Origin of the sequence: Brevibacterium sp. HMSC22B09 (assembly GCF_001806795.1) — a bacterium.
In the GTDB taxonomy this organism is placed as follows: domain Bacteria; phylum Actinomycetota; class Actinomycetes; order Actinomycetales; family Brevibacteriaceae; genus Brevibacterium; species Brevibacterium ravenspurgense.
In genome coordinates this window covers 18,141-38,794 of record NZ_KV786002.1, presented here as the reverse complement: position 1 = coordinate 38,794, position 20,654 = coordinate 18,141, and the positions used below count along the sequence as shown (strand labels likewise).

Genomic DNA, 20,654 nt, shown 5'->3' with positions numbered 1-20,654 from the left:
GACGAATTCGTCCATGCCGACGGGGCCGAGCTCACGGCCGTAGCCGGAGTTCTTCACACCGCCGAACGGCAGGGCTGCCGAATCGGTGTCGTAGGAGTTGATCTTGGCCATGCCCACGTGCAGGCGGCTTCCGACGGCTTCTGCCCGTGCGGTGTCGGTGCTGAACACGGTGCCGCCCAGACCGAAGCGCGAATCGTTGGCAAGTTCCAGGGCCTCTTCGTCCGAGCTGACGCGGTACACCACAAGAACGGGGCCGAACAGCTCTTCGTAGTAGACATCCGAGCCCACGGGAACGTCGGTGACGACGGCGGGGCTGAAGTAGGCGCCGGGGCCGTCGGCGAGTTCGCCGCCGGTGCGGATGGTCGCGCCAGCATCCTTGAGCTGCTCCATCTGCTTGGCGAGGTTCTCGGCCGCCCCGCGTGAAGACAGCGGCTGGTAGACGGTGGGGTCGACGCTCGTGTAGTCGCCGGGCTTCATGTCGGAAGCCAGGCGGACCAGTTCGTCGACGAATTCGTCGTAGGCGTCGTCCATGACGATCAGGCGCTTGTTGGAGTCACACGCCTGGCCCGTGTTGTACATGCGGGTGGCAAACGCGTCCTGCGCTGCCTTCTTCGCGTCCTCAGTGTCGAGGATGATGTACGGGTCAGAACCGCCAAGCTCAAGAACGGCCTTCTTCAGAGCCTTGCCGGCCTGTTCCGACACGATCGCGCCGGCGCGCTCTGAACCGGTGAGCGAAACACCGGCGATGCGCTTGTCCGCAATGGCTTCGGCAATCTGGTCGTGGGAAGCGCGCACATTGACGTAGACGCCTTCGGGCAGGCCGGCTTCGCGGAAGATGTCTTCGATGATCTGCGCGGATTCGGGGCAGATTTCAGCGTGCTTGAGCACAATGCCGTTGCCCAGCATGAGGTTGGGCGCAGCAAAGCGAGCCACCTGGTAGTAGGGGAAGTTCCACGGCATGATGCCCAGCAGAACGCCGATGGGGCGGCTCTGCAGGATGGCGGCGCCGTCCGGGGTGTCGAGTTTCTTGTCGGCTGCGAATTCAGCGCCGTTGTCGGCGTAGTAGTTGAGGATTTCAGCGGAGAACTGGGCTTCTTCAGCGCCTTCCGAGTGGCGCTTGCCCATTTCCTTGCCGATGATGTGGCCGAGTTCGTCAGCGCGTTCGTCGAACAGCTGAGCAGCCTTCTTCACAATGGCGGCGCGCTCTTCGATGGGGCGAGCGGCCCACTGCTTCTGGGCTTCGACAGCTGTGTCGAGTGCCTGGTTCAGCTGGGCGTCGGAGATGGTTCCGTACTCGGCTTTCACCTGGCCGTCTGCCGGGTTCGTCACCGCGTAGTTCGAGCTCATCGACCCTCCTTAGTCGTTCGAGATCTCTGTTAGCCCTAACACTATCGGCATCCGAGAACATTCCGCTTAGCCTATTGCTGTGCTTCCCAGGCGAACGTCGCAATCCAGTGGGATGACATGTATTCGTCCGATACGGCGGCCTCGAGGCCCGGCGCCATAAGTGCGGGCACGGCAGAGCGCAGCTGTTCGGCGCGGGCCGTGTCGCCCCAGTCTGCGAAAACTGCCGCTATGCGGATAAGAGCAGCGGCGACGGTCAGACCCAGACCGTAGAGGTGCGACTGGTGCCCGTCCGTGGGGTCGAGCACTGTCAGCGGTGTCAGGACCTCGGAATCGGGCGAGAGCTCGGACAGGAACGCAGGCAACCAGGTCTCGAGTTCTTCGCTGCTGAGCACATCGAGCATGAGGTCGGCCTCGCAGAGTCCCGCAGACAGGAAGTCGTGACCGCTGCGCTCAAAGTGGAACGGCCACGCTCGGTCACCGGCGTAGAACCGGCGGGCCGCAGCATCAACGGCGCTGACGACATCGTTGCGACCGAAAACCTCCGCGGCGGCACGGATGCGGCGCAGACCAAAGGCGGTGTTGGTGTGCAGGCCGTGGCGGACCGGCGCAGGCGCTGTATCCAGCCAGTTCAGTGTGAGGTCAAAAACTGCCTCAGCGAGGACAGCTGCACCTGCGGTAAGGGAATGCAGCCGAGGCAGGTGAGAGGTATGCAGGGCGGAGGCCAGTTCTGCCGCCCACGCCCAGCCGTAGGGACGTTCCCATGACGGATTGGCCCGCATGTACGCGGCCTCGACCTCGAGGTTCGCCGGGCTCAGGTGCTCCGTGAGGATCGTGAGTGCCTGCTGCGCCCACGGTGCGTCCAGGCCCTCGGATTCATATTCTGCTTCCAACAGCTGAGTCAGCAGCCAGTGCATGTGCACACTGGAATGCCAGTCAAAGGAATTGCCGAACGCCGGGTGCATGTCCACCGGCTGCTTCAGGTCCGCATGGTTGCGCTGCATGTGGTGCGCGGCATACGGAAACTCGCGGGTGACGTTCTCAAGCGCCACCGCCGCGAACTGTTTTCTGCTGGGCAGTTGGTGTGGAAACAACATCCCACCAAGTTACCGTTCGTTACTCTGCTCTGATGGTCAAAAACTCCGGATTCTGCTGTGGCGTGCAAAAACTCTGGAGTTTTCGGCCGGATCAACCGAGTTTTTGCACTTGTGAGCAGAGTCCGGGGTTCGTGACCGCTAGATCCACTGAAGCGCAGCGGCGTGTGCGGAATGCGGTCGCATACGCAGGGAAAACCGCCAGCGGTCCTGTAGGTGTGATCATGTGTGTCTGCTGCGGCGTGCAAAAACTCGGGATTCTGCTGTGGCGTGCAAAAACTCGGGAGTTTTCTGCCGAATTGACCGAGTTTTTGCACTTGTGAGCAGAGTCCGGGGTTCGTGACCGCTAGATCCACTGAAGCGCAGCGGCGTGTGCGGAATGCGGTCGCATACGCAGGGAAAACCGCCAGCGGTCCTGTAGGTGTGATCATGTGTGTCTGCTGCGGCGTGCAAAAACTCCGGACTCTGCTGTGGCGTGCAAAAACTCTGGAGTTTTCGGCCGGATCAACCGAGTTTTTGCACTTGTGAGCAGAGCCCGGGGTTCGTGACCGCTAGATCCACTGAAACGCAGCAGCGTGGGATGAAAGCGCAGAAAACGAACGAGGTGCCGCTCACCTTGAACGGTGAGCGGCACCTGGTGTGTTGGCTTCAGATCAGCCGAAGTGCTTGAGCATGGTGCCCTTGGAGGTTTCCAGGAGCTCCTGCAGGCCGATGGTGAACTGGTCGACCACTTCGAGGTTCGCCTGGTTGTCTTCGCCGGCATCAGTCATGCCGATGCGCACGTGTGGGAAGTTCCGGGCGGTGCACATGTCGGTGAAGCGCACTTCTTCCGAACGCGGCACGGCGACGATCGCGCGGGCTGCGGTTTCGGAGAACAGTGCGGTGAACAGATCCACACCGTCGCGCTTCATGACTTCGTCCAACCAGATGCGCGCACCCATGCCGAAGCGCATAACCGATTCGGCCACGGCGATCGCCAGACCGCCCTCCGAAAGGTCGTGCGCGGTGTCGATCATGCCGTCGCGGCTGGCGTTGATGAGGATCTCGCCGAGTTCGCGTTCAGCTTCCGGCTTGAACTTAGGCGGCAGACCGCCCAGGTGGCCGTGCGCGACATCCGCCCAGGCCGAACCGCCGAAGTCCTCTTCGGTTTCGCCCAGCAGGTAGATTGCGTGGCCGGCACCCGTGAAGCCCGACGGGGTTGCGCGGGTGACGTCGTCGAAAACACCCATGACGCCGACAACCGGGGTGGGCAGGATCGCGGTGTCGCCCGTCTGGTTGTACAGCGACACGTTGCCGCCGGTGACGGGAACGCCAAGAGCCTGGCAACCCTTCGCGAGGCCCTCAATCGCGGTGGCCAGCTGCCACATGATTTCGGGATCTTCCGGCGAACCGAAGTTGAGGCAGTCGGTCACGGCCATCGGACGAGCGCCGGTGGTGGCGACGTTGCGGTAGGCCTCGGCCAGTGCCAGCTGAGCGCCGGTTGCCGGATCAAGGTAGGTGTAGCGGCCGTTGGCGTCGGTGGCCAGCGCAATGCCCAGGCCCGTTTCTTCGTCGACGCGGATGACACCGGCGTCGTCGGGGAATGCCAGAGCGGTGTTGCCCTGGACGTAACGATCGTACTGGTTGGTGACCCATTCCTTTGAGCACAGGTTGGGCGAGGCAACGAGGTCCAGCAGGGTCTGGCGCAGTTCGTCGCCGCTTTCGGGGCGGGCCAGTCCTGCGGCGTCGACCGTGTTGGCCTGTGTTTCAGCCTGCCAGGACGGTTCGCTGTAGGGGCGTTCGTAGACCGGGCCGTCGTGGGCGACGGAGCGCGGGGGAACGTCCACGATGACGTCGCCGTGCCATTCGATGACCAGGCGGCCGGTGTCGGTGACTTCGCCGAGAACCGAGGTTTCGACTTCCCACTTGCCCACGATCTCCATGAATTCGTCGAGCTTCTCAGGCCGCACAACCGCCATCATGCGCTCCTGAGATTCCGACATGAGGATCTCTTCGGGGGTCAGCGTGGGGTCGCGCAGCAGGACGTCGTCCAGGGCGATGTGCATGCCGCCGTCGCCGTTGGAGGCAAGTTCCGAGGTTGCGCAGGAAATGCCGGCCGCACCGAGGTCCTGAATGCCCTCAACGGTGTCTGCGGCGAACAGTTCGAGGCAGCACTCGATGAGCACCTTTTCGCTGAACGGGTCGCCGACCTGCACCGCGGGGCGCTTGGATTCGGAGCCCTCTTCGAAGCTTTCTGAGGACAGGATGGAGGCACCGCCGATGCCGTCGCCGCCGGTGCGCGCACCGAACAGAACGACCTTGTTGCCGGCACCGGAGGCGTTCGCCAGGTGGATGTCCTCGTGCTTCATGATGCCGACGGCCAGCGCGTTGACCAGCGGGTTGCTCTGGTAGGCGGGGTCGAAGATGGTTTCGCCGCCGATGTTCGGCAGGCCGAGCGAGTTGGCGTAGCCGCCGATGCCGGCAACAGCGCCGTGGCACACCCGGGCGGTGTCCGGGTGGTCGATCGCGCCGAAGCGCAGCTGGTCCATAACCGCGACGGGGCGCGCACCCATCGAAATGATGTCGCGGACAATGCCGCCGACACCCGTTGCTGCACCCTGGTAGGGCTCGACCATGGTCGGTGAGTTGTGGGATTCAACCTTGAACGTGACGGCCCAGTTCTGCCCGATGTCGACAACACCGGCGTTTTCGCCGATCGGCACGAGCATGTGCTTCTTCATGTCTTCGGTCAGGTATTCCCCGAACTTGCGCAGGTGCACCTTGGAGGACTTGTAGGAGCAGTGCTCCGACCACATGACGGAGTACATGGCCAGCTCTGCCGAGGTGGGACGACGCCCGAGCACTTCGCGGATTGCGTCGTACTCGTTTTCCTTCAGGCCGAGTGACGCCCAGTCCTGCTCGACATCCGGGTTGGCGGCCGCGTATTCGACGGTCTCCTTGACCTTTTTGTCGGCAGAGGGGTTCGTGGATGACATGCCTGTCGAGGTCCTCTCGTTGGTGCGCTCCTCGCGCGTATCCGGGTGCGCGGGGATGACGGGGGATTCCGTGGTCATCCTACCGCGCGCGTGCCCGCCTGCGGCACGCGGTCGATGGGCGTCGCACCGGGGTGCTCTGCAAAGCTCACGAGGTGCCGCTCACCTGAGCGGGCGGACTGTCAGGGACTGTGTGACAACGGCAAAGGGGCCGTAGGCGTCGTGCCAGACGGTGTGGGTTGTGCCCAGGCCGGTGGGGCCGAAGTTGACGCTGACATCCCCTGCCTGCCAGGGCAGACCGACAGGGTCCTGGGGGACCGCCCGCGGTGTGATTCCCGGTACGGGAGTGTGGGGTTTGCGGATGTACGTGACGGTCAGTTCGACATTGGGGTAGGCGACCTTGCGCGGATCTTCGCGGACGGACATGCCGTTGGCGGTATCGAACAGTGCAGCAGACTTGGCGAACTGTGAGGTGGGTTCGTCGGCGAGATCAACCGTGGATGCTAGCCAGAAGTGCGCACGCCCCGGCTCGAACTGGTGCCGGTACGCCCGCAGAGTGGTGATGTAGTCACCTGGCCACACGCTCGAACCGGCGAACTCTTCCATGTCCTCCAGCGGGGTGAGTGCGGGGAAAGGCGAGGCGGCAAGAGAAGCGGTCTCCACCTCGAGAGTCAGCCAGGCGCGAGCCCGCACAATGACCCGCCCGCCATAGGTGAGCAGCACTTCGACCAGTTCGATGGTCCGTCCCGGCCGCAGCACCTCGACGCTGTAGTCATACGTCGCAATCGGCACCACACCGTAGATGTCGAAGCTGATCCGCGAAACCTGCAGGTGGTCGTGACCCCGAGCCTGCGCATCAGATTCGATGATGTGGGTGATGAGGCCCAGCGTGGGCGAAATGTGCTGCTCTTCCGGGTTCCATGCTCCCGAGGTGTGCTGCGTGGCCGTGAAGCTGTGCGCGCCGTTGCGCTTGAAGAAAACGTCCATGAGCGCATTGTGGCACGGGTCTCATACGGTGACACCGCTGACGGGATCTGGTGAGGCCCGGCCCTCGGGAGTAAGCCCGGCGGGTGGTGACCGGCGCCTCGGCAGTTGGGGCGCTCAATACAATTGAGGCTATGTCGGTGCAGAAAATCGTCCTCTTCTACGTATTCACCCCTCTAGCTGACCCGGAAGCCGTGCGGCTGTGGCAGCACGCGCTCGCCGAAGGGTGCGGGCTCAAGGGGCGCGTCATCATCTCCAAAGACGGCATCAACGCAACACTCGGCGGAGACATCGACGACGTCAAAAAGTACGTGCGCATCACCAAGAGCTACGAACCGTTCAAAAAGGCCGACATCAAATGGTCCACCGGTCAGGGCGACGACTTCCCGCGCCTGTCCGTCAAAGTCCGGCCGGAGCTTGTCACCTTCACCACGCCGGATGAAATCAAGGTCGACGCTGACGGTGTGATCGGCGGGGGAGAGCACCTCAAACCGGGCGCCCTGCACAAGCTCATCGAAGAACGCGGCGACGACGTTGTGTTCTTTGACGGGCGCAACGCAATGGAAGCCGAGATCGGGCGGTTCCGCGGTGCAATCGTGCCGGACGTCGAAACCACGCGGGATTTCATCGACGAAATCGAATCCGGCAAATACGACGAATACAAAGACCGCCCGGTCGTGACCTACTGCACCGGCGGCATCCGCTGCGAAGTGCTGTCGGTTCTCATGAAGAACCGCGGCTTCAACGAGGTCTACCAGCTGGACGGCGGGATCGTTCGCTACGGCGAAACCTACGGCAATTCAGGGCTGTGGGACGGTTCGCTGTACGTGTTCGACAAGCGTATGCACATGGAGTTCGGCTCTGGTGCAGAGTCCCTGGGCTCGTGCCTGGAGTGCGGCAAGCGCACGCCGAAGTTCGTCAACTGCGCCAATGAAAGCTGCCGCCAGCAGTTCCTGCGCTGTGAAGACTGCACCCGCGCCGGCCTGCACCCCACGTGCGGCAGCTGCGTGTCAGTCGGCATGTGAGGGTGCGGCGGCTGAGCCTGCCGGGCGGTGGCTGGGCCAGCCCTGCGGTGGCTGAGCCAGCCCTGCGGCGTCTAAGCCTGCCGGGCAGGCGGCGCCTCGCTTCACCCCTCCCTCAACTGAACCTTGCTGATCTTGCCCGTTGACGTTTTGGGCAGCTCAGCCACGTAGCGGAACTCGCGCGGAACCTTGAACCCGGCAAGGCGAGCCCGCACGTGTGCCGTGAGCACCTCGTCTTCAAGCTCGGCCCCGTCGCGGGTGACGACGTAGGCGCGCGGGCGCTCGCCCCACCGCTCATCCGGCACTCCGATGACTGCGGCTTCGGCCACCAGGGGGTGCGAACCGATGGCGTGCTCAACTTCGATGGTCGAGATGTTCTCGCCGCCGGAGATGATGATGTCCTTCGCGCGATCCTTCAGTTCGACGTAGCCGTCGGCGTGCATGACACCGAGGTCGCCGGTGTGCAGCCAGCCGCCGGCAAAGGCCTTTGCTGTGGCTTCGGGGTTGCGGTAGTAGCCGGCCATGACGGTGTTGCCGCGCACCACGACTTCGCCGATCGTCGCCCCGTCGGCGGGCACATCGACCAGAAGCCCGTCGCTGTCGGTTTCGCGCTCGACAACGCGCAGTTCGCTCGAACCGATCTGCCCCACACCCTGCCGTGCCAGCAGTGCGGCACGGGTGTCGGCCGGCAGGTTCTTCCACTCGTCCTGTTCGTAGGCGACCGTGTAGGGGCCGGCGGTTTCAGTCATGCCGAAGGAGTGAGTGACGGAGAATCCGAGCGCTTCGACCTCGGCCAGTGTGCGCGGGTCTAGTGGCGCCCCGCCGCACGTGACGCGCAGCGTGTAGTTCAGCGGGTGGGCTTCTTCGGTTCCCAGCACAGTGCGCACGACGGTCGGTGCGCCGTTGAAGTGTGTGACTCGGTGGCGGTCGATGAGTTCCCAGATCTTGGGCCCGCGCACTGCGCGCAGGCACACCTGGGTGCTGCCGGCGGCCGTGAGCGCCCATACTCCGCACCAGCCGTTGCAGTGGAAGATCGGCAGGGTCCACAGGTAGACGCTGTCGGTGTCGAAGCGGGAGTGCAGCACCTGGTTGATCGCGTTTGTGTACGCCTGACGGTGGGTGACGACGACACCCTTGGGATTGCCCGTTGTGCCGGAGGTGTAGTTGATCCCCAGCGGGTCGAGTTCGCTGTGGGGAGCCCACTGGAACTCACGAGGTGCCTGCCCGGTCGGGTCTGCCCACGGCTGCTGGGTCTGGGTCAGGAGGTCTGCGAGGTCGGTGAAGCCTTCGGGCAGATGTGCGGAGGGGTCTGCAGTGCGGTCGACGGCGATGGTCGCCACGGTGGTGAGTCCGCCGATGAGCGGTTGGACAACCGGGATGTATTCGGCGTCGATGACGAAGACCCGCGCACCGGAGTGTTCGAGGATGAACCGGATTTCTGCGCTGGTCAGGCGGATGTTCAGCGGTACGAGGACGGCACCTGCCAGCGGCACCGAGAACTGCGCGAGCGCCATTTCGAGGGTGTTCGGCGCCATGTAGGCCACCCGGTCGCCCGGACGGATGCCGAGGTCGGCGAGCAGCTGGGCTCGGTGCTGCGCATCTGCGGCGAGCTCGGCGAAAGTGCGCGTAGTTTCGCCGTCGATGACGGCTGTGCGGTTGGGGTAGACGCGGGCGCTGCGCTCAAGGAAGCTCAGCGGCGAAAGAGGTGTGTGCAGTCCAGTCATAGCTGCGACGCTTCCAGAGCTGAGCTTCCTCGACGGCTTTAGAGGTCACACTGCTTCACGGCCCGTCATACATGACGTAAGTATGACGGGCCGTGAAGTGAGAATGACGCTGTGTTGCGGCGAGTCAGCCTCAGCCGAGTTCCGCTGCCGTCTGGGTTTCTTCGCCCAGCACGTGGTGGCGCAGGAAGTCGATGAACGTGCGGTACCAGACTTCGGCATTGCCGCGGCCCAAGATCCAGTGACCTTCATCGGGGAAGTACAGGAAACGGTGCTGGGTCAGCCCGTCGGGCCCGGCCGGGGTCTTCGATTTGCGCAGCAGGTCAAACCCACAGTTCCTGCCCCTGGCCGATCGGCACGCGGTAGTCCTTGTCGCCGTGGATGACAAGCATCGGGATTTCGATATCAGCCGCGTACAGGTGCGGTGAGTACTCCTTCGACTGACCGGCCATCGCATCGTTCCACGAAGAATTGTCGGTTGTCCGGCCCATGGATTCCGTGTTCCACAGGGATGCGTGAGTGACAGCGCACTTAAAGCGCGAACCCGTGTGCCCGGCCACCCAGTTGGTCATATAGCCGCCGTAGGACCCACCGGCAAAGGCTGTGCGCTCAGAGTCGATGTCAGCACGCTCTTCGGTCGCGTCGGTCAAAGCCATGATGTCGGTGAACGGTGTGCCGCCCAGCTGCTGCTGACCGCGGGCAATCATGTTCTGGCCGTAGCCGGTGGAAATCGCGGGATCCGGCAGGAGCACGGCAAAGCCGGCAGCCACAAACGGCGCGGGATTCCACCTGTAGGTCCACGCGTTCCACGATCCCCACGGGCCACCGTGGGCAAACACAACAAGCGGGTGCGGGCCATCGCCTTCGGGCAGCGACAGCCAGGCGCGAACCTCGGTGCCGTCCTCAGCGGTGGCAGTGACCTCGTCAAGCCGACCCGGCACCTCGACAGTCCCGGTCGGATTGGCAAGCTCAGTCACCTCGCCGCTGGCGGGGTCGATGGCAACCGGCTGCGGTGGAGTGTCAATGGAGGAGCGCAGAGCAACCACGCGGCCGTCGTGTACGGCAACTGCGGCGAACACGTACTTCTGTTCGGGCCCACCGGCCAGTCTGCGGGGAGCGGCATCGTCCACGCGGCCAATCCACACGGAACCGCGGCCGTGGTCATCGGAAGCTGCCACAAGTGTGCTGTCATCAAGCCACACGGCGTCGAACCACTGGTCGAATTCCGGCCACAGGGGCTGCTCGCCGCTCAAACCGCCGTCACCGTCGATGGTGTGCACGTGGGGACGCGGGTGGAGGTCCTGGTCCGGCATCCATTCATTGACGTGTTCAACGATCACGCGTGCATCATCCGGGCTGAGAGCACCCAGCCAGCGTGAATCCGTTGGCTGCGATGTCAGCAGCTGTTGGGGTGCCTGCTTGCCCGTGAGGTCGACCCAGTGGATGCTCACCTGGTCGATGTGGTCCATGAGTGTGCGCCGCACCGATACGAGCGCCCACGTGCCGTCAGCGGATGCCTCCCAGCCGACCAGCGAGCCTTCCGGCATCTGCGGGTAAATGAACTCAAGCAGGGGTGGGAGGTCGTCGCCGTTGCGCTTGTGGGCAAAGTCGTCCGAGGTGGAGCTCAGCTGGCTCAGATCCTGCGGCAGCTGTGCCACCGCCAGGCGATTGACGTGCGGTCCGAGGTCGGCATCCCACCGGCGGGTGGGGAACTCGGCATGCAGGATGCCGGAGACTTTGGCGTCTGAGCGCTTCTTTACAAGCTCAGCGTGTTCTTCTTCGCTGCCCGCCTGAGAATGCACCGCCAGCTGTGCCACGAGCACACCGGGTCGAAGAACGACGCTGCCGTAGCCGCCGGGGCGTGTGGCAATGCGGCGTGCTTCACCGCGGGTCGGCAACAGGAACAGGGCGGCGTCCTCAGCTTCGTCGCCGTCGTCGCCGGCACGTTTGGCGGTGAAGAACACCGAGCCGTCTTCGGCGACCGCGGTCGCTCCGATCGAGGCTGCTCCGCGGGTCAAACGCCGTGGCGACGGGTAGTCGGTGTTAGCGTCAGCGGCGAGTTCAACCAGGTGTGTGGCGTAGGACTGGCCCTTTCCGTCCAGCGACTGCACCGAGGCCAACAGCGGGCCGCCGTCGCGGCGGCAGGTCAGCTCTCCGGTGCGCGGCGCATCGAGAAGTGACGTGAGGGTGGGGACGTATGCGGGGGAGTGAGCTTCTTCGGTCATGCCGAAATCGTACTCCCCGCGGTGACGCGCAACACACAGCGGTCCGTCTATGACCGCTGAGAGTGATCGCCGGGAGGCGCCTCAGCCGATGAGGGCTGCAAGCGCCGCGGCGACCGCTCAGGCCGCCACCCGCGTCATCGACCGAAGAGTCTTCCGAAGAATCCCTTTTTCTTCTTCTTGGGCTGGTCTTGGACAGGGGTCTGCTCCGGTGCCTGCTGCTGGGCAGCCGGATTATCTTCTGCCGGTTCCCGAGGTGCCTCCGGCTGTTCGACAGCCGGGACCTTTTCGGTTTCTTCGGCTGCTGCGGCAGGCTCTTCAGCTGCCGGGCGTTCGGGCGTCGGTTCGTCGACTTCGCCGGCGCCGGTGTAGTGCTCGCCCAGTGCAGGCGCGGGCTTTTCGGTGCTCGGCTCTTCGGCCGGCTGTGCGGCGACGCTGAAGTCGACCTCGATCGGCACGGACTGCGGCGTGACCGGCTGCGCAGCAGCGAACTGCTCCTGCGCTTCGCCTTCCAGAGGTGCGTGCACCTGGCAGTTGGTCAGGCGGGACTGCTCGTCGAAGTCGGTGTCAGCCGAACCGTCGGCCAGCAGAATCCGCAGGCTTGAACCCTCAAGGGGCACAGTGGCAAAACCGCGCAGCGCCGCGTAGTCCAGAAGCGCCTGCCTGTGGTCCGTGATGCCTCCGGACTTCACCCCGGCGGCCAGTGCTTTGACGACGGAGCGGATGGTCGGTTCGATGTCGCTCAAGCCCTGCACGTCCAGCAGGGTCCAGACGGTCATCGTGCCGGTCTTCAGCGGGTAGTGCACCCAGTGGCCGGTGATCCGCTTGGCGGCGATCACCAGGCTGAGAGCGTCGTCGTCAGCGGCTTTGAACTCATCGAGCGTGAGGTTGTTGATGCCCTCGCGCTGACCGTAGTCGCGCACGGCTTTCGCGAGTTCGACAACGGGACCCGAAAAGTCGGAGAGCTCTGACCACGCCCACCGCCAGGTTCCGGAAACGGTGTCGGTGGAGCCCAGAAGGTGAACGTCGGCGTGCAGCTGATCGCCGAACACAATGTGTCCGCGCTGCAGGTCGACTTCCCATTCGCCGTTGGTCTGCGCCAGCAGCGCTTCAAAAGTCCTCTGGGCTTCGATCGATCCGAAAGCGGCCTGCTGCAGCAGTGTGGTCAGTTCGCTCATAAGCTCATTTCTCCAGGACGGTCCGCAGTACCGACGTGAAGAATCCCTGACCGTCGACACCCTGGCGCATGCCGACTGCAGAATCCGGGCCGAACCCTGCTTCGACGGCGTGCTCGGGGTGCGGCATGAGTCCAGCGACGTTGCCGCGCTTGTTCGTCACACCTGCGATCAGGTCGATTGAGCCATTGGGGTTCGCGCCCACGTAGCGGGCGAGCACCTGGCCGTTTTCTTCGAGTTCCCGGATGGTCTCAGCGGGAGCCTGGAAGGATCCTTCGCCGTTCTTCAGCGGGATGGTGATCTTTTCGCCGGTTTCGTAGTCGCGGGTCCACGCGGTGTCCGCGTTGACGATTTCGAGTTCCTGGTCCTTGCAGATGAACTGCTGGGCGGAGTTGCGCACGAGAGCACCGGGCAGCAGACCTGCTTCACACAGAACCTGGAAGCCATTGCAGATGCCCAGGACCGGCATGCCGTCTTCTGCTGCGGCGATGACGGAGTCCATGACGGGTGCGAAGCGGGCAATTGCGCCGCAGCGCAGGTAGTCGCCGTAGCTGAAGCCGCCGGGCAGGATGACGGCGTCGACATTCTTGAGGTCTGCATCGGCGTGCCACAGGCTCACGGCCTGCGCGCCAGACAGCGTGACGGCACGAGCGGCGTCACGGTCGTCGAGCGTTCCGGGGAACGTGACAATGCCGATGCGCACGTTTTCGGCGCCTTCGAGGGTGGTAGTTGAGCGCTGCGCTCCGATGAGCGGGCCGCCGTCGGTGTAGGCGGTGCGGGTGGCGGTCACTTGGTGCCGTCCTCAGCGGGGTAGACGCCGACGACGTCTTCGATGATGGTGTTGGCCAACAGCGTTTCGGCGGCCTTCTTCACCTGTTCGAGAACTTCGGGCGTGGGTTCGCCGTCGTGTTCAAGCTCAAAGCGCTTGCCCTGACGGACAGCGAAACCGGAGAATCCCAGACGGTCGAGTCCGGCTCCGATGGCCTTGCCCTGGGGATCGAGGATTTCGGGTTTCGGCATGACCTCGACGATGTAACGTGCCACCTGCGCTCCTTGGTGTTCTCCGGTGATGACGGCGCCATCATCTTAGCAACGAACAGGGTCTCCCAATCAGGCGCCGGCTGACTGTGCGGGGAAGGTGTCTCCCGTGATCCTTTCGAAGGCCTCGATGTAGCGTGCCGAGGTCTTCTCGATGATGTCCTGGGGCAGCTGCGGGGGCTGCTGTCCGCTGTTCTTGTCCCAGCCCGAGGCGGGGCTTGTGAGCCAGTCGCGCACGAACTGCTTGTCGAAGCTCGCCTGCGACTTTCCGGGCTGGTAGGCGTGTGCGTCCCAAAACCGCGAAGAGTCCGGGGTGAGCACCTCGTCGCCCAGCACGATGTCTCCCGCGGCATTGCGGCCGAACTCGAACTTCGTGTCGGCCAGGATGATGCCGCGCTCGCGGGCAATTTCCTCTGCCCGCGCGTACACCTTGAGCGTGAGCTCTCGCAGAGCCTCAGCGTCGTCTTCGCCGATCATGTCGGCGGACTTTTCAAACGTGATGTTTTCGTCGTGTTCACCGACTTCGGCCTTGGCCGCGGGCGTGTAGATCGGTGCGTCCAGGCGATCGGATTCGCCGAGCCCGTCAGGCAGCTCGACGCCGCAGACCGCGCCGGTCTGCTTGTAGTCGGCCAGCCCCGAACCGGTCAGGTAGCCGCGGGCCACGCACTCGATGGGGAACATGGTGAGCGGTTCGCAGATGAGTCCCCGTCCGGCAACCTCAGCGGGCACATCGGCGGTCACCACGTGGTTGCCGACGATGTCCTTCAGCTGGTCGAACCACCACGTGGACAATCCGGTGAGGACTGCGCCTTTGTGGGGGATCTCGGATTCCAAAACGAAGTCGTACGCGGAGATCCGGTCGGAGGCGACCATCAGCAGCGATGGGGCATCCGCAAGCGATTCAGCGCTTTCGGGTACGTAGAGGTCGCGAACTTTGCCGGAGTAGACGTGCTTCCATCCGGGAACGACGGTGGCCTCAACCTGGTGGCCTGTCATCGGCTTCCTCCCTGCGGGATTGTGATGCGGTTTTCTTCTGCCAGCTGGGCAATGTCGGTGCGGTGGTGCTCACCGCGCCACTGGATGAGGCCCACGGCCTCATAGGCGCGGGCGCGGGCATCAGCAAGGTCCGCGCCAAGTGCGGTGACGGACAGTACGCGACCACCGCTGGTGGTCAGCTTTCCGTCCTCTGCGGTCGAGGTGCCGGCGTGGAACACGTGCACGTCTTCCAGAGCGTTCGCCTGGTCGATGCCGGTGATGACATCGCCCTTGGCGGGGTCAGCCGGGTAGTTCTCTGCGGCCATGACGACCGTGACGGCCGATTTGTCTGCCCATTCCAGCGGTGGCAGCTGCGCCAGTTCACCGGTTGCAGCAGCGTGCAGGACAGTGCCGAGCGGGCTGGTCAGACGCTGCAGAACAGCCTGGGTTTCGGGATCGCCGAAACGGGCGTTGAACTCGATGACCTCAATGCCGTTCTTCGTCAGCGCCAGACCGCAGTACAGCAGCCCCACAAACGGGGTTCCGCGGCGAGCCATTTCATCGACGACCGGCTGTGCGACCTGCGCAATGACGTCCTCTACCAGGCCTTCGGGAGCCCACGGCAGGGGAGTGTAGGCGCCCATGCCGCCGGTGTTGGGGCCCTCGTCGCCGTTGAGTGCGCGCTTGAAGTCCTGCGCGGGAGCCAGCGGGACCGTCGTGGTGCCGTCGCACAGAACGAACAGCGACACCTCGGGACCGTCGAGGAAGTCCTCAATGACAACCCGGTCGGCCTCAGCCAGGCAGGCGCGAGCGTGTGCCAGAGCCTCGTCTCTGTCAGATGTGACGACAACACCCTTGCCGGCGGCCAGACCGTCGGCCTTGACGACGTGTGGGGCGCCGAAGCGGTCAAAAGCCTCTTCGCATTCGGCTAGCGAGGTCGCGGCGACCGACTGCGATGTGGGAACACCGGCGGCGTCCATGATCTCCTTGGCAAAGGCCTTCGAACCTTCGAGTTCCGCGGCGGCAGCATCGGGACCGAAGACAGCGACCCCAGCTTCCCGCAGAGCATTGCCAACACCGGCGACAAGGGGAGCTTCCGGGCCGATGACCACAAGATCAACAGCGAGTTCCTGTGCGAGAGCTACGACCGCCTCGGGGTCGGTCATCGCGACACTGCGGACTTCGCATTCCTGAGCCATCCCCGGGTTGCCGGGGGCCGCGTAGAGCGCGTCCACTCCCGGATCGGCGGCCAAACCAGTGACAAGGGCGTGTTCGCGGGCGCCCGAACCCAAAACCAAGACCTTCACACCCGGAAGTTTAGCGGCCTGCGCCACACGAACTCAGACGTGACCTCGCGCTGCCCTGCGCTTAGGGTGGAGCGCATGCAGACCTTCACCGCAGACAGTGCCGAAGAGCTCGCCGTCGTATCCCGTTCCGACTTCGTCGAATCGCGGCACATCGGCTCGGCGGTCATTGTGGACCCCAGTGGTGCCGTCGTCGCCTCGATTGGCGCACCGGAAGAGCCCGTGTTCGTCCGGTCATGCCTCAAACCGCTGCAGGCGATCGCGTGCATGGAGCTGGGTGTGCCTTTGTCCGGCGACGCCGCCGTTGTGGCAAGCGCCAGCCACCGGGCAGAAGCCGACCACGTGTCGGTCGTGAAGAACATGCTGTCCTCGGTCAATCTCAGCGAAGATGATCTCCAGTGCCCTTCCTGCGCACCGGCTGACGCCGACAACCGTGCGGCCATGCGCATGAGCGGCATGGCCGAATCGCGCCTGTTCTTCAACTGCTCCGGCAAACACGCCGCCTTCCTCATGGCCCAGAAGATCGCCGGAGGACGGCCGGAAGACTACCTGCGCCCCGATTCGCTCGTGCAGAAACAGGTCCGGAAGACAGTTGAAGAATTCTGCGACGAAGCCCCCGCGGCCGCTGGCATCGACGGCTGCGGCGCCCCCGTATACGCGCTCAGCCTGCCGGGCCTGGCCCGCGGAATCGCCGCAGCGGCCTCCGGAAAAACCGAAAGCGCCCAGCAGCTCATGTCGGCTGTCCTGGCCAGCCCGTGGGCTATTGAAGGTCACGGGCGTGAAAACTCGGTCGTCATCGAACGGCTGGGCATTCTTGCCAAAAAGGGCGCCGAAGGAGTGTCCGTCATGGCCACACCCGACGGCTGGGCTGCCGCGGTGAAAGTGCTCGACGGTTCATCCCGCCCAGCCTCACTCGTCGCCCTGCGCCTGCTCGCAGCCGCCGGTGCCGTCAACATGGAAGCAGCGCTCGGTGTCCTGTCCGACATCGCCCCGCGCGTCACCGGTGGGGCTGACGAACACGGCCGGGCACTCGACGCCGGCGAGGTCCTGCCCGGTGCCGGTCTGCTCGCAGCCGAGTCCGCATTGACCGCAGCCCGCTCCGACAACCCGGCCGGCACCTCGTCAGACAACCAGACAACGTCCCAGGCAGACACAGCCGAACAGCACTGAGGAGCATCATGAGCATCCGCCGTCGCATCGACCCCGCAGAGGGCCGCCAAGCACTCGAAATCTGGCAGGAGTGGCGCAAGCACCAAAGCGGTGACGTCGACAGGGGAACCCTCGCCACCGCCGTGCGCTACACCGTCGAGGAATTCGCGGAACGCCACCCCGGTGGTGCGGTCGAAATCCGCATCCCGCCGTTTGCCGCAGCCCAGGCCATCGAAGGCCCCAAGCACTCCCGCGGAACACCCCCGAACGTCGTCGAGGTCCAGCCCGAGACCTGGCTCCTGTTGGTCACCGGTCAGGCCGACTTCGCTGACGAGGTGGAGGCCGGCCGGGTGGACGCCTCCGGCACCCGCTCTGACCTGAGCGAGCACCTGCCGCTTCGCGGCGTGCTCTAGAATCGTCTGCCGATCAGCAAACCGCTGAAGCTCAGCCGTCTGGAGAGAACCCGATGAAGAAATCCGCCCTCGTTTCGGTCCGCCGCGCCCCGAAGTACGGTGCCTTTGCCGCCGTCGGCGCGCTCGTCGGAGTCATCATCGCCGGAGTGCTGGCCTTCCTTCCCCTCAACATGGGAGAGCTGAGCCAGGAATACAGCCGCGGTGCCGTCGTCGGCATGGGCGTTGTCCTGCTGGCCATCACCGGAGCTGTTCTCGGTGCCGGTGTTGCGCTCATCATGGACGCGGTGCTGCGCCGCAAAGCTCGCACCGTTGAGGTCACCGGGCATTATGAAGAGCAGGGTGGGGAAGAGGCCGACTCGGCGGAAGCCGGCCCCGCTGCAGAACCCAGCCCGGCAGAAGCTGAAGCAGCAGACAAAGCCGGCGGCTCCTCGCTCGAACTCAGCCCGGAAGAGCAGAAGGCCAAAACGGAAGCCGAACAGGCCCGCGAAGACGGCGAAGCCTGAGCCCGGCTCGGCGTGTGGAACAATAGCGAACGTGGCACGTGCAGATGGACACCTGACAGCTGTTGTTGACCCCGCCGACAAAGGCCAAGACGAATGCGGCGTCTTCGGCGTGTGGGCGCCCGGCGAAGAAGTGGCGAAGCTCTGCTATTTCGGCCTCTACGCCCTGCAGCACCGAGGGACACAATCAGCTGGCATCGCCGCCTCGAACGGCGAGCAGATCCTCGTTTTCCGCGACATGGGACTCGTCTCCCAGGTGTTTGACGAAAACGACCTCGAAACCCTTCCGGGGCACATGGCCATCGGGCACACCCGCTACTCAACAACCGGCGCGCACGCCTGGGAAAACGCCCAGCCGACGCTCGGTCCCACGGGCTACGGATCCGTCGCGCTGTGCCACAACGGCAACCTGACGAACTTCGACGAACTCCAGGCGCTCGCCGACGAGCGTCTGGACAAGCACCGCGAAGTCGTCGCGGCCCACAAACAGAAGCGCCGCCGCACGCGCGCACACCGTGATTCGTCGTCGGACACATCGCTCATCACCGAACTGCTCGCATCCTCTGACGCCGACAACCTGACGGATGCAGCACTGGGCCTCCTGCCGCAGATCAAGGGCGCTTTCAGCCTCGTCTTCATGGACGAAAACACCCTGTATGCCGCACGCGACCGTCACGGTGTGCGTCCGCTGGCACTGGGCAAAATCGACCGCGGCTGGGTTGTGGCATCCGAAACCGCTGCGCTCGACATTGTGGGTGCTTCGTTCGTCCGCGAAATCCAGCCCGGTGAACTCATCGCAATCGACGAAGACGGCCTGCGCAGCCACCGCTTTGCCGAAGAAAAAGCCGCTCGCTGTGTCTTCGAGTATGTCTACCTGGCTCGCCCCGACAGCGTCATCAACGGCAAGACAGTGCACAGTTCGCGCGTCGAAATGGGCCGCCGCCTGGCCCGTGAGCACGCAGTTGACGCCGACCTCGTGATCGCCACGCCGGATTCCGGTACGCCCGCCGCGGTCGGCTACGCAGAAGAATCCGGCATTCCGTTCGGCCAGGGACTCATGAAGAACGCCTACGTCGGCCGGACCTTCATCCAGCCCTCGCAGACCATCCGCCAGCTGGGCATTCGCCTCAAACTCAACCCGGTGAAGGAGAACATCGAGGGCAAACGCCTGGTGGTCGTAGACGATTCGATTGTCCGCGGCAACACGCAGCGTGCACTCATCCGCATGCTCCGCGAAGCCGGTGCCAAGGAAATCCACGTGCGCATCTCCGCACCGCCGGTCAAATGGCCGTGCTTCTTCGGCATCGACTTCGCCACGCGTGCCGAACTCATTGCCAACGGGCTCGACACGGAAGAGATCTGCCGCTCCCTCGGAGCAGATTCGCTCGGCTACATCAGCCTGGACGGCATGATCGAGGCAACCGAGCAGAACAGCAGTGAGCTGTGCACGGCCTGCTTCTCCGGCGACTACAAGATTCCGGTGCCGCCGGAAGCTGATCTTTCTGACAAAGAACTCTCTGGAACATCTGGAACAAAGGACAGCTGACATGACTCCGCCCAATTCCGCGACTGGCCCTCTGCACGGACCGGCTGCCTCCGCAGGCCGGGCGGACGAAGACGGCCACCGCCTGACCGAACGGCCCGAAACCACCTACGCTTCTGCCGGTGTTGACGTCGAGGCCGGTGACCGCGCGGTCGAACTCATGAAGTCGGCCGTGTCGGCAACCCACAACGCGAACGTCGTCGGAGGCGTCGGCGGCTTTGCCGGCATGTTCGACGCTTCTTTCCTCAAGGACTACGAACGTCCGCTGCTGGCATCCTCAACTGACGGTGTGGGCACCAAGGTTGCGATTGCCCAGCAGATGAACATCCACGACACGATCGGCTGGGACCTCGTGGGCATGGTGGTCGACGACATCATCGTCGGCGGTGCCAAGCCGCTTTTCATGACCGACTACATTGCCTGCGGCAAACTCGTTCCCGAACGGATCGCCGACATCGTCCGCGGCATTGCCGAAGCGTGCCGCGAAGCCGATGTTGCCCTAGTCGGCGGCGAAACCGCCGAACACCCGGGTCTGCTGGGTGAAGACGAATACGATGTGGCCGGTGCTGCAACCGGAGTCGTTGACGCCGCCGACATGCTTGGCGCGCAGAAAGTGCAGACGGGCGATGTCCTCATCGGCCTTCCCGCTTCCGGCCTGCACTCCAACGGATACTCGCTCGTGCGCCGCATCATCGAAGACGCCGGCTGGGACCTGCATTCGCGCGTTGACGAATTCGGCCGCACCCTCGGCGAAGAACTCCTGGTGCCCACCCGCGTCTACACCGGTCAGCTGCTCGAACTTCTAGACAACCAGCCCGGTGCCGTGCACGCCATGTCGCACGTGACCGGCGGCGGCCTGTCCGCGAACATGGCCCGCGTCCTGCCGACCGGCTCGATCGGCATCATGCGCCGCAGCACGTGGGAAGTTCCCCCGGTGTTCAATGTGCTGGGCGACCTGGGCGGTGTGCCGCAGGCTGACCGCGAGCGCACCTGGAACATGGGTGTGGGAATGGTGCTCGTCGTCGATGCCGACCGCGTGGACGACGTCCTGGGCTCCTTCAGCGGTTCGTGGGTTCTGGGTGAAGTCGCCGAAGACAACGGTGAGCACTCATCTGACAGCTATTACGTCACCGGCGCCAAGGGCGTTGACGGTGGTGCGGCCATCCTCCTGGACTGATACGGCCCGGACCGGTGCCGC

The 20,654-nt window shown here is 64.4% G+C and carries 17 protein-coding genes; 6 read left to right on the top strand and 11 right to left on the bottom strand.

The window, feature by feature from the left end:
• The 4 genes from HMPREF3087_RS02205 to HMPREF3087_RS02190 form a co-directional block, all read right to left on the bottom strand.
• A partial coding sequence (locus tag HMPREF3087_RS02205; protein WP_256173016.1) for an NAD-dependent succinate-semialdehyde dehydrogenase occupies positions 1-1,347 on the bottom strand: 1,347 nt, incomplete at its 3' end.
• A gap of 71 nt (positions 1,348-1,418) precedes the next feature.
• On the bottom strand, positions 1,419-2,441 hold the full coding sequence (locus HMPREF3087_RS02200; RefSeq protein ID WP_070427890.1) for a DUF2891 family protein: 1,023 nt from the start codon (positions 2,439-2,441) through the stop codon (positions 1,419-1,421).
• 650 nt (positions 2,442-3,091) lie between these two features.
• Positions 3,092-5,413: a phosphoribosylformylglycinamidine synthase subunit PurL gene (purL, locus tag HMPREF3087_RS02195; RefSeq protein ID WP_070427907.1), complete on the bottom strand. Its 2,322-nt coding sequence runs from the start codon at positions 5,411-5,413 to the stop codon at positions 3,092-3,094.
• Between the two features lie 159 nt (positions 5,414-5,572).
• Entirely contained in the window at positions 5,573-6,397 is an 825-nt protein-coding gene (locus HMPREF3087_RS02190; RefSeq protein ID WP_070427889.1) for an acyl-CoA thioesterase domain-containing protein, read from the bottom strand.
• A gap of 131 nt (positions 6,398-6,528) precedes the next feature.
• Between HMPREF3087_RS02190 and HMPREF3087_RS02185 the strand changes: the two genes are divergently transcribed.
• A complete protein-coding gene (locus tag HMPREF3087_RS02185; protein WP_061941579.1) occupies positions 6,529-7,419 on the top strand; it encodes an oxygen-dependent tRNA uridine(34) hydroxylase TrhO in 891 nt (296 codons plus the stop codon).
• A gap of 101 nt (positions 7,420-7,520) precedes the next feature.
• Here the strand turns inward: HMPREF3087_RS02185 and HMPREF3087_RS02180 are convergent, their stop codons facing one another.
• The 7 genes from HMPREF3087_RS02180 to purD all read right to left on the bottom strand — a co-directional run bounded on the left by HMPREF3087_RS02180 (position 7,521) and on the right by purD (position 15,854).
• A complete protein-coding gene (locus HMPREF3087_RS02180) occupies positions 7,521-9,140 on the bottom strand; it encodes a long-chain-fatty-acid--CoA ligase (protein WP_070427888.1) in 1,620 nt (539 codons plus the stop codon).
• A 320-nt stretch (positions 9,141-9,460) separates the two neighbouring features.
• Complete coding sequence (locus HMPREF3087_RS02175) at positions 9,461-11,362, bottom strand: alpha/beta fold hydrolase (RefSeq protein ID WP_256173015.1); 1,902 nt, start codon at positions 11,360-11,362, stop codon at positions 9,461-9,463.
• A 134-nt stretch (positions 11,363-11,496) separates the two neighbouring features.
• A complete protein-coding gene (locus tag HMPREF3087_RS02170; RefSeq protein ID WP_070427887.1) occupies positions 11,497-12,537 on the bottom strand; it encodes a DUF6882 domain-containing protein in 1,041 nt (346 codons plus the stop codon).
• Between the two features lie 4 nt (positions 12,538-12,541).
• Complete coding sequence (gene purQ, locus HMPREF3087_RS02165; protein ID WP_083271986.1) at positions 12,542-13,324, bottom strand: phosphoribosylformylglycinamidine synthase subunit PurQ; 783 nt, start codon at positions 13,322-13,324, stop codon at positions 12,542-12,544.
• Positions 13,321-13,578, bottom strand: a complete 258-nt coding sequence (gene purS, locus HMPREF3087_RS02160) for a phosphoribosylformylglycinamidine synthase subunit PurS (RefSeq protein WP_019175884.1) — start codon at positions 13,576-13,578, stop codon at positions 13,321-13,323. The genes purQ and purS overlap by 4 nt, the downstream gene beginning before the upstream one ends.
• Before the next feature lie 66 nt (positions 13,579-13,644).
• Positions 13,645-14,568 (bottom strand): phosphoribosylaminoimidazolesuccinocarboxamide synthase, encoded by a 924-nt coding sequence (locus HMPREF3087_RS02155; protein WP_070427886.1) that lies wholly within the window; start codon positions 14,566-14,568, stop codon positions 13,645-13,647.
• Entirely contained in the window at positions 14,565-15,854 is a 1,290-nt protein-coding gene (gene purD / locus HMPREF3087_RS02150; protein WP_070427905.1) for a phosphoribosylamine--glycine ligase, read from the bottom strand. Before purD ends, HMPREF3087_RS02155 begins: the two co-directional genes overlap by 4 nt.
• A gap of 75 nt (positions 15,855-15,929) precedes the next feature.
• Between purD and HMPREF3087_RS02145 the strand changes: the two genes are divergently transcribed.
• The 5 genes from HMPREF3087_RS02145 to purM are packed head-to-tail and all read left to right on the top strand — an operon-like array spanning position 15,930 to position 20,633.
• Positions 15,930-17,021 (top strand): asparaginase, encoded by a 1,092-nt coding sequence (locus HMPREF3087_RS02145; RefSeq protein WP_070427885.1) that lies wholly within the window; start codon positions 15,930-15,932, stop codon positions 17,019-17,021.
• 8 nt (positions 17,022-17,029) lie between these two features.
• Positions 17,030-17,413, top strand: coding sequence for a sterol carrier family protein (locus tag HMPREF3087_RS02140; RefSeq protein ID WP_070427884.1), 384 nt, complete (start codon positions 17,030-17,032; stop codon positions 17,411-17,413).
• Between the two features lie 53 nt (positions 17,414-17,466).
• A complete protein-coding gene (locus HMPREF3087_RS10595; RefSeq protein ID WP_070427883.1) occupies positions 17,467-17,916 on the top strand; it encodes a hypothetical protein in 450 nt (149 codons plus the stop codon).
• A 31-nt stretch (positions 17,917-17,947) separates the two neighbouring features.
• Entirely contained in the window at positions 17,948-19,459 is a 1,512-nt protein-coding gene (gene purF / locus HMPREF3087_RS02130; RefSeq protein ID WP_070427882.1) for an amidophosphoribosyltransferase, read from the top strand.
• Between the two features lies 1 nt (position 19,460).
• Positions 19,461-20,633: a phosphoribosylformylglycinamidine cyclo-ligase gene (gene purM / locus HMPREF3087_RS02125; RefSeq protein WP_256173014.1), complete on the top strand. Its 1,173-nt coding sequence runs from the start codon at positions 19,461-19,463 to the stop codon at positions 20,631-20,633.
• Positions 20,634-20,654 lie beyond the last annotated feature (21 nt).

Coding starts and splice junctions, on each gene's coding strand:
- HMPREF3087_RS02200 (WP_070427890.1), bottom strand. CDS start 2,441: ATGTTGTTTCCACACCAACTGCCCAGCAGAAAACAGTTCGCGGCGGTG.
- purL (WP_070427907.1), bottom strand. CDS start 5,413: ATGTCATCCACGAACCCCTCTGCCGACAAAAAGGTCAAGGAGACCGTC.
- HMPREF3087_RS02190 (WP_070427889.1), bottom strand. CDS start 6,397: ATGGACGTTTTCTTCAAGCGCAACGGCGCGCACAGCTTCACGGCCACG.
- HMPREF3087_RS02185 (WP_061941579.1), top strand. CDS start 6,529: ATGTCGGTGCAGAAAATCGTCCTCTTCTACGTATTCACCCCTCTAGCT.
- HMPREF3087_RS02180 (WP_070427888.1), bottom strand. CDS start 9,140: ATGACTGGACTGCACACACCTCTTTCGCCGCTGAGCTTCCTTGAGCGC.
- HMPREF3087_RS02175 (WP_256173015.1), bottom strand. CDS start 11,362: ATGACCGAAGAAGCTCACTCCCCCGCATACGTCCCCACCCTCACGTCA.
- HMPREF3087_RS02170 (WP_070427887.1), bottom strand. CDS start 12,537: ATGAGCGAACTGACCACACTGCTGCAGCAGGCCGCTTTCGGATCGATC.
- HMPREF3087_RS02155 (WP_070427886.1), bottom strand. CDS start 14,568: ATGACAGGCCACCAGGTTGAGGCCACCGTCGTTCCCGGATGGAAGCAC.
- HMPREF3087_RS02145 (WP_070427885.1), top strand. CDS start 15,930: ATGCAGACCTTCACCGCAGACAGTGCCGAAGAGCTCGCCGTCGTATCC.
- HMPREF3087_RS02140 (WP_070427884.1), top strand. CDS start 17,030: ATGAGCATCCGCCGTCGCATCGACCCCGCAGAGGGCCGCCAAGCACTC.
- HMPREF3087_RS10595 (WP_070427883.1), top strand. CDS start 17,467: ATGAAGAAATCCGCCCTCGTTTCGGTCCGCCGCGCCCCGAAGTACGGT.
- purM (WP_256173014.1), top strand. CDS start 19,461: ATGACTCCGCCCAATTCCGCGACTGGCCCTCTGCACGGACCGGCTGCC.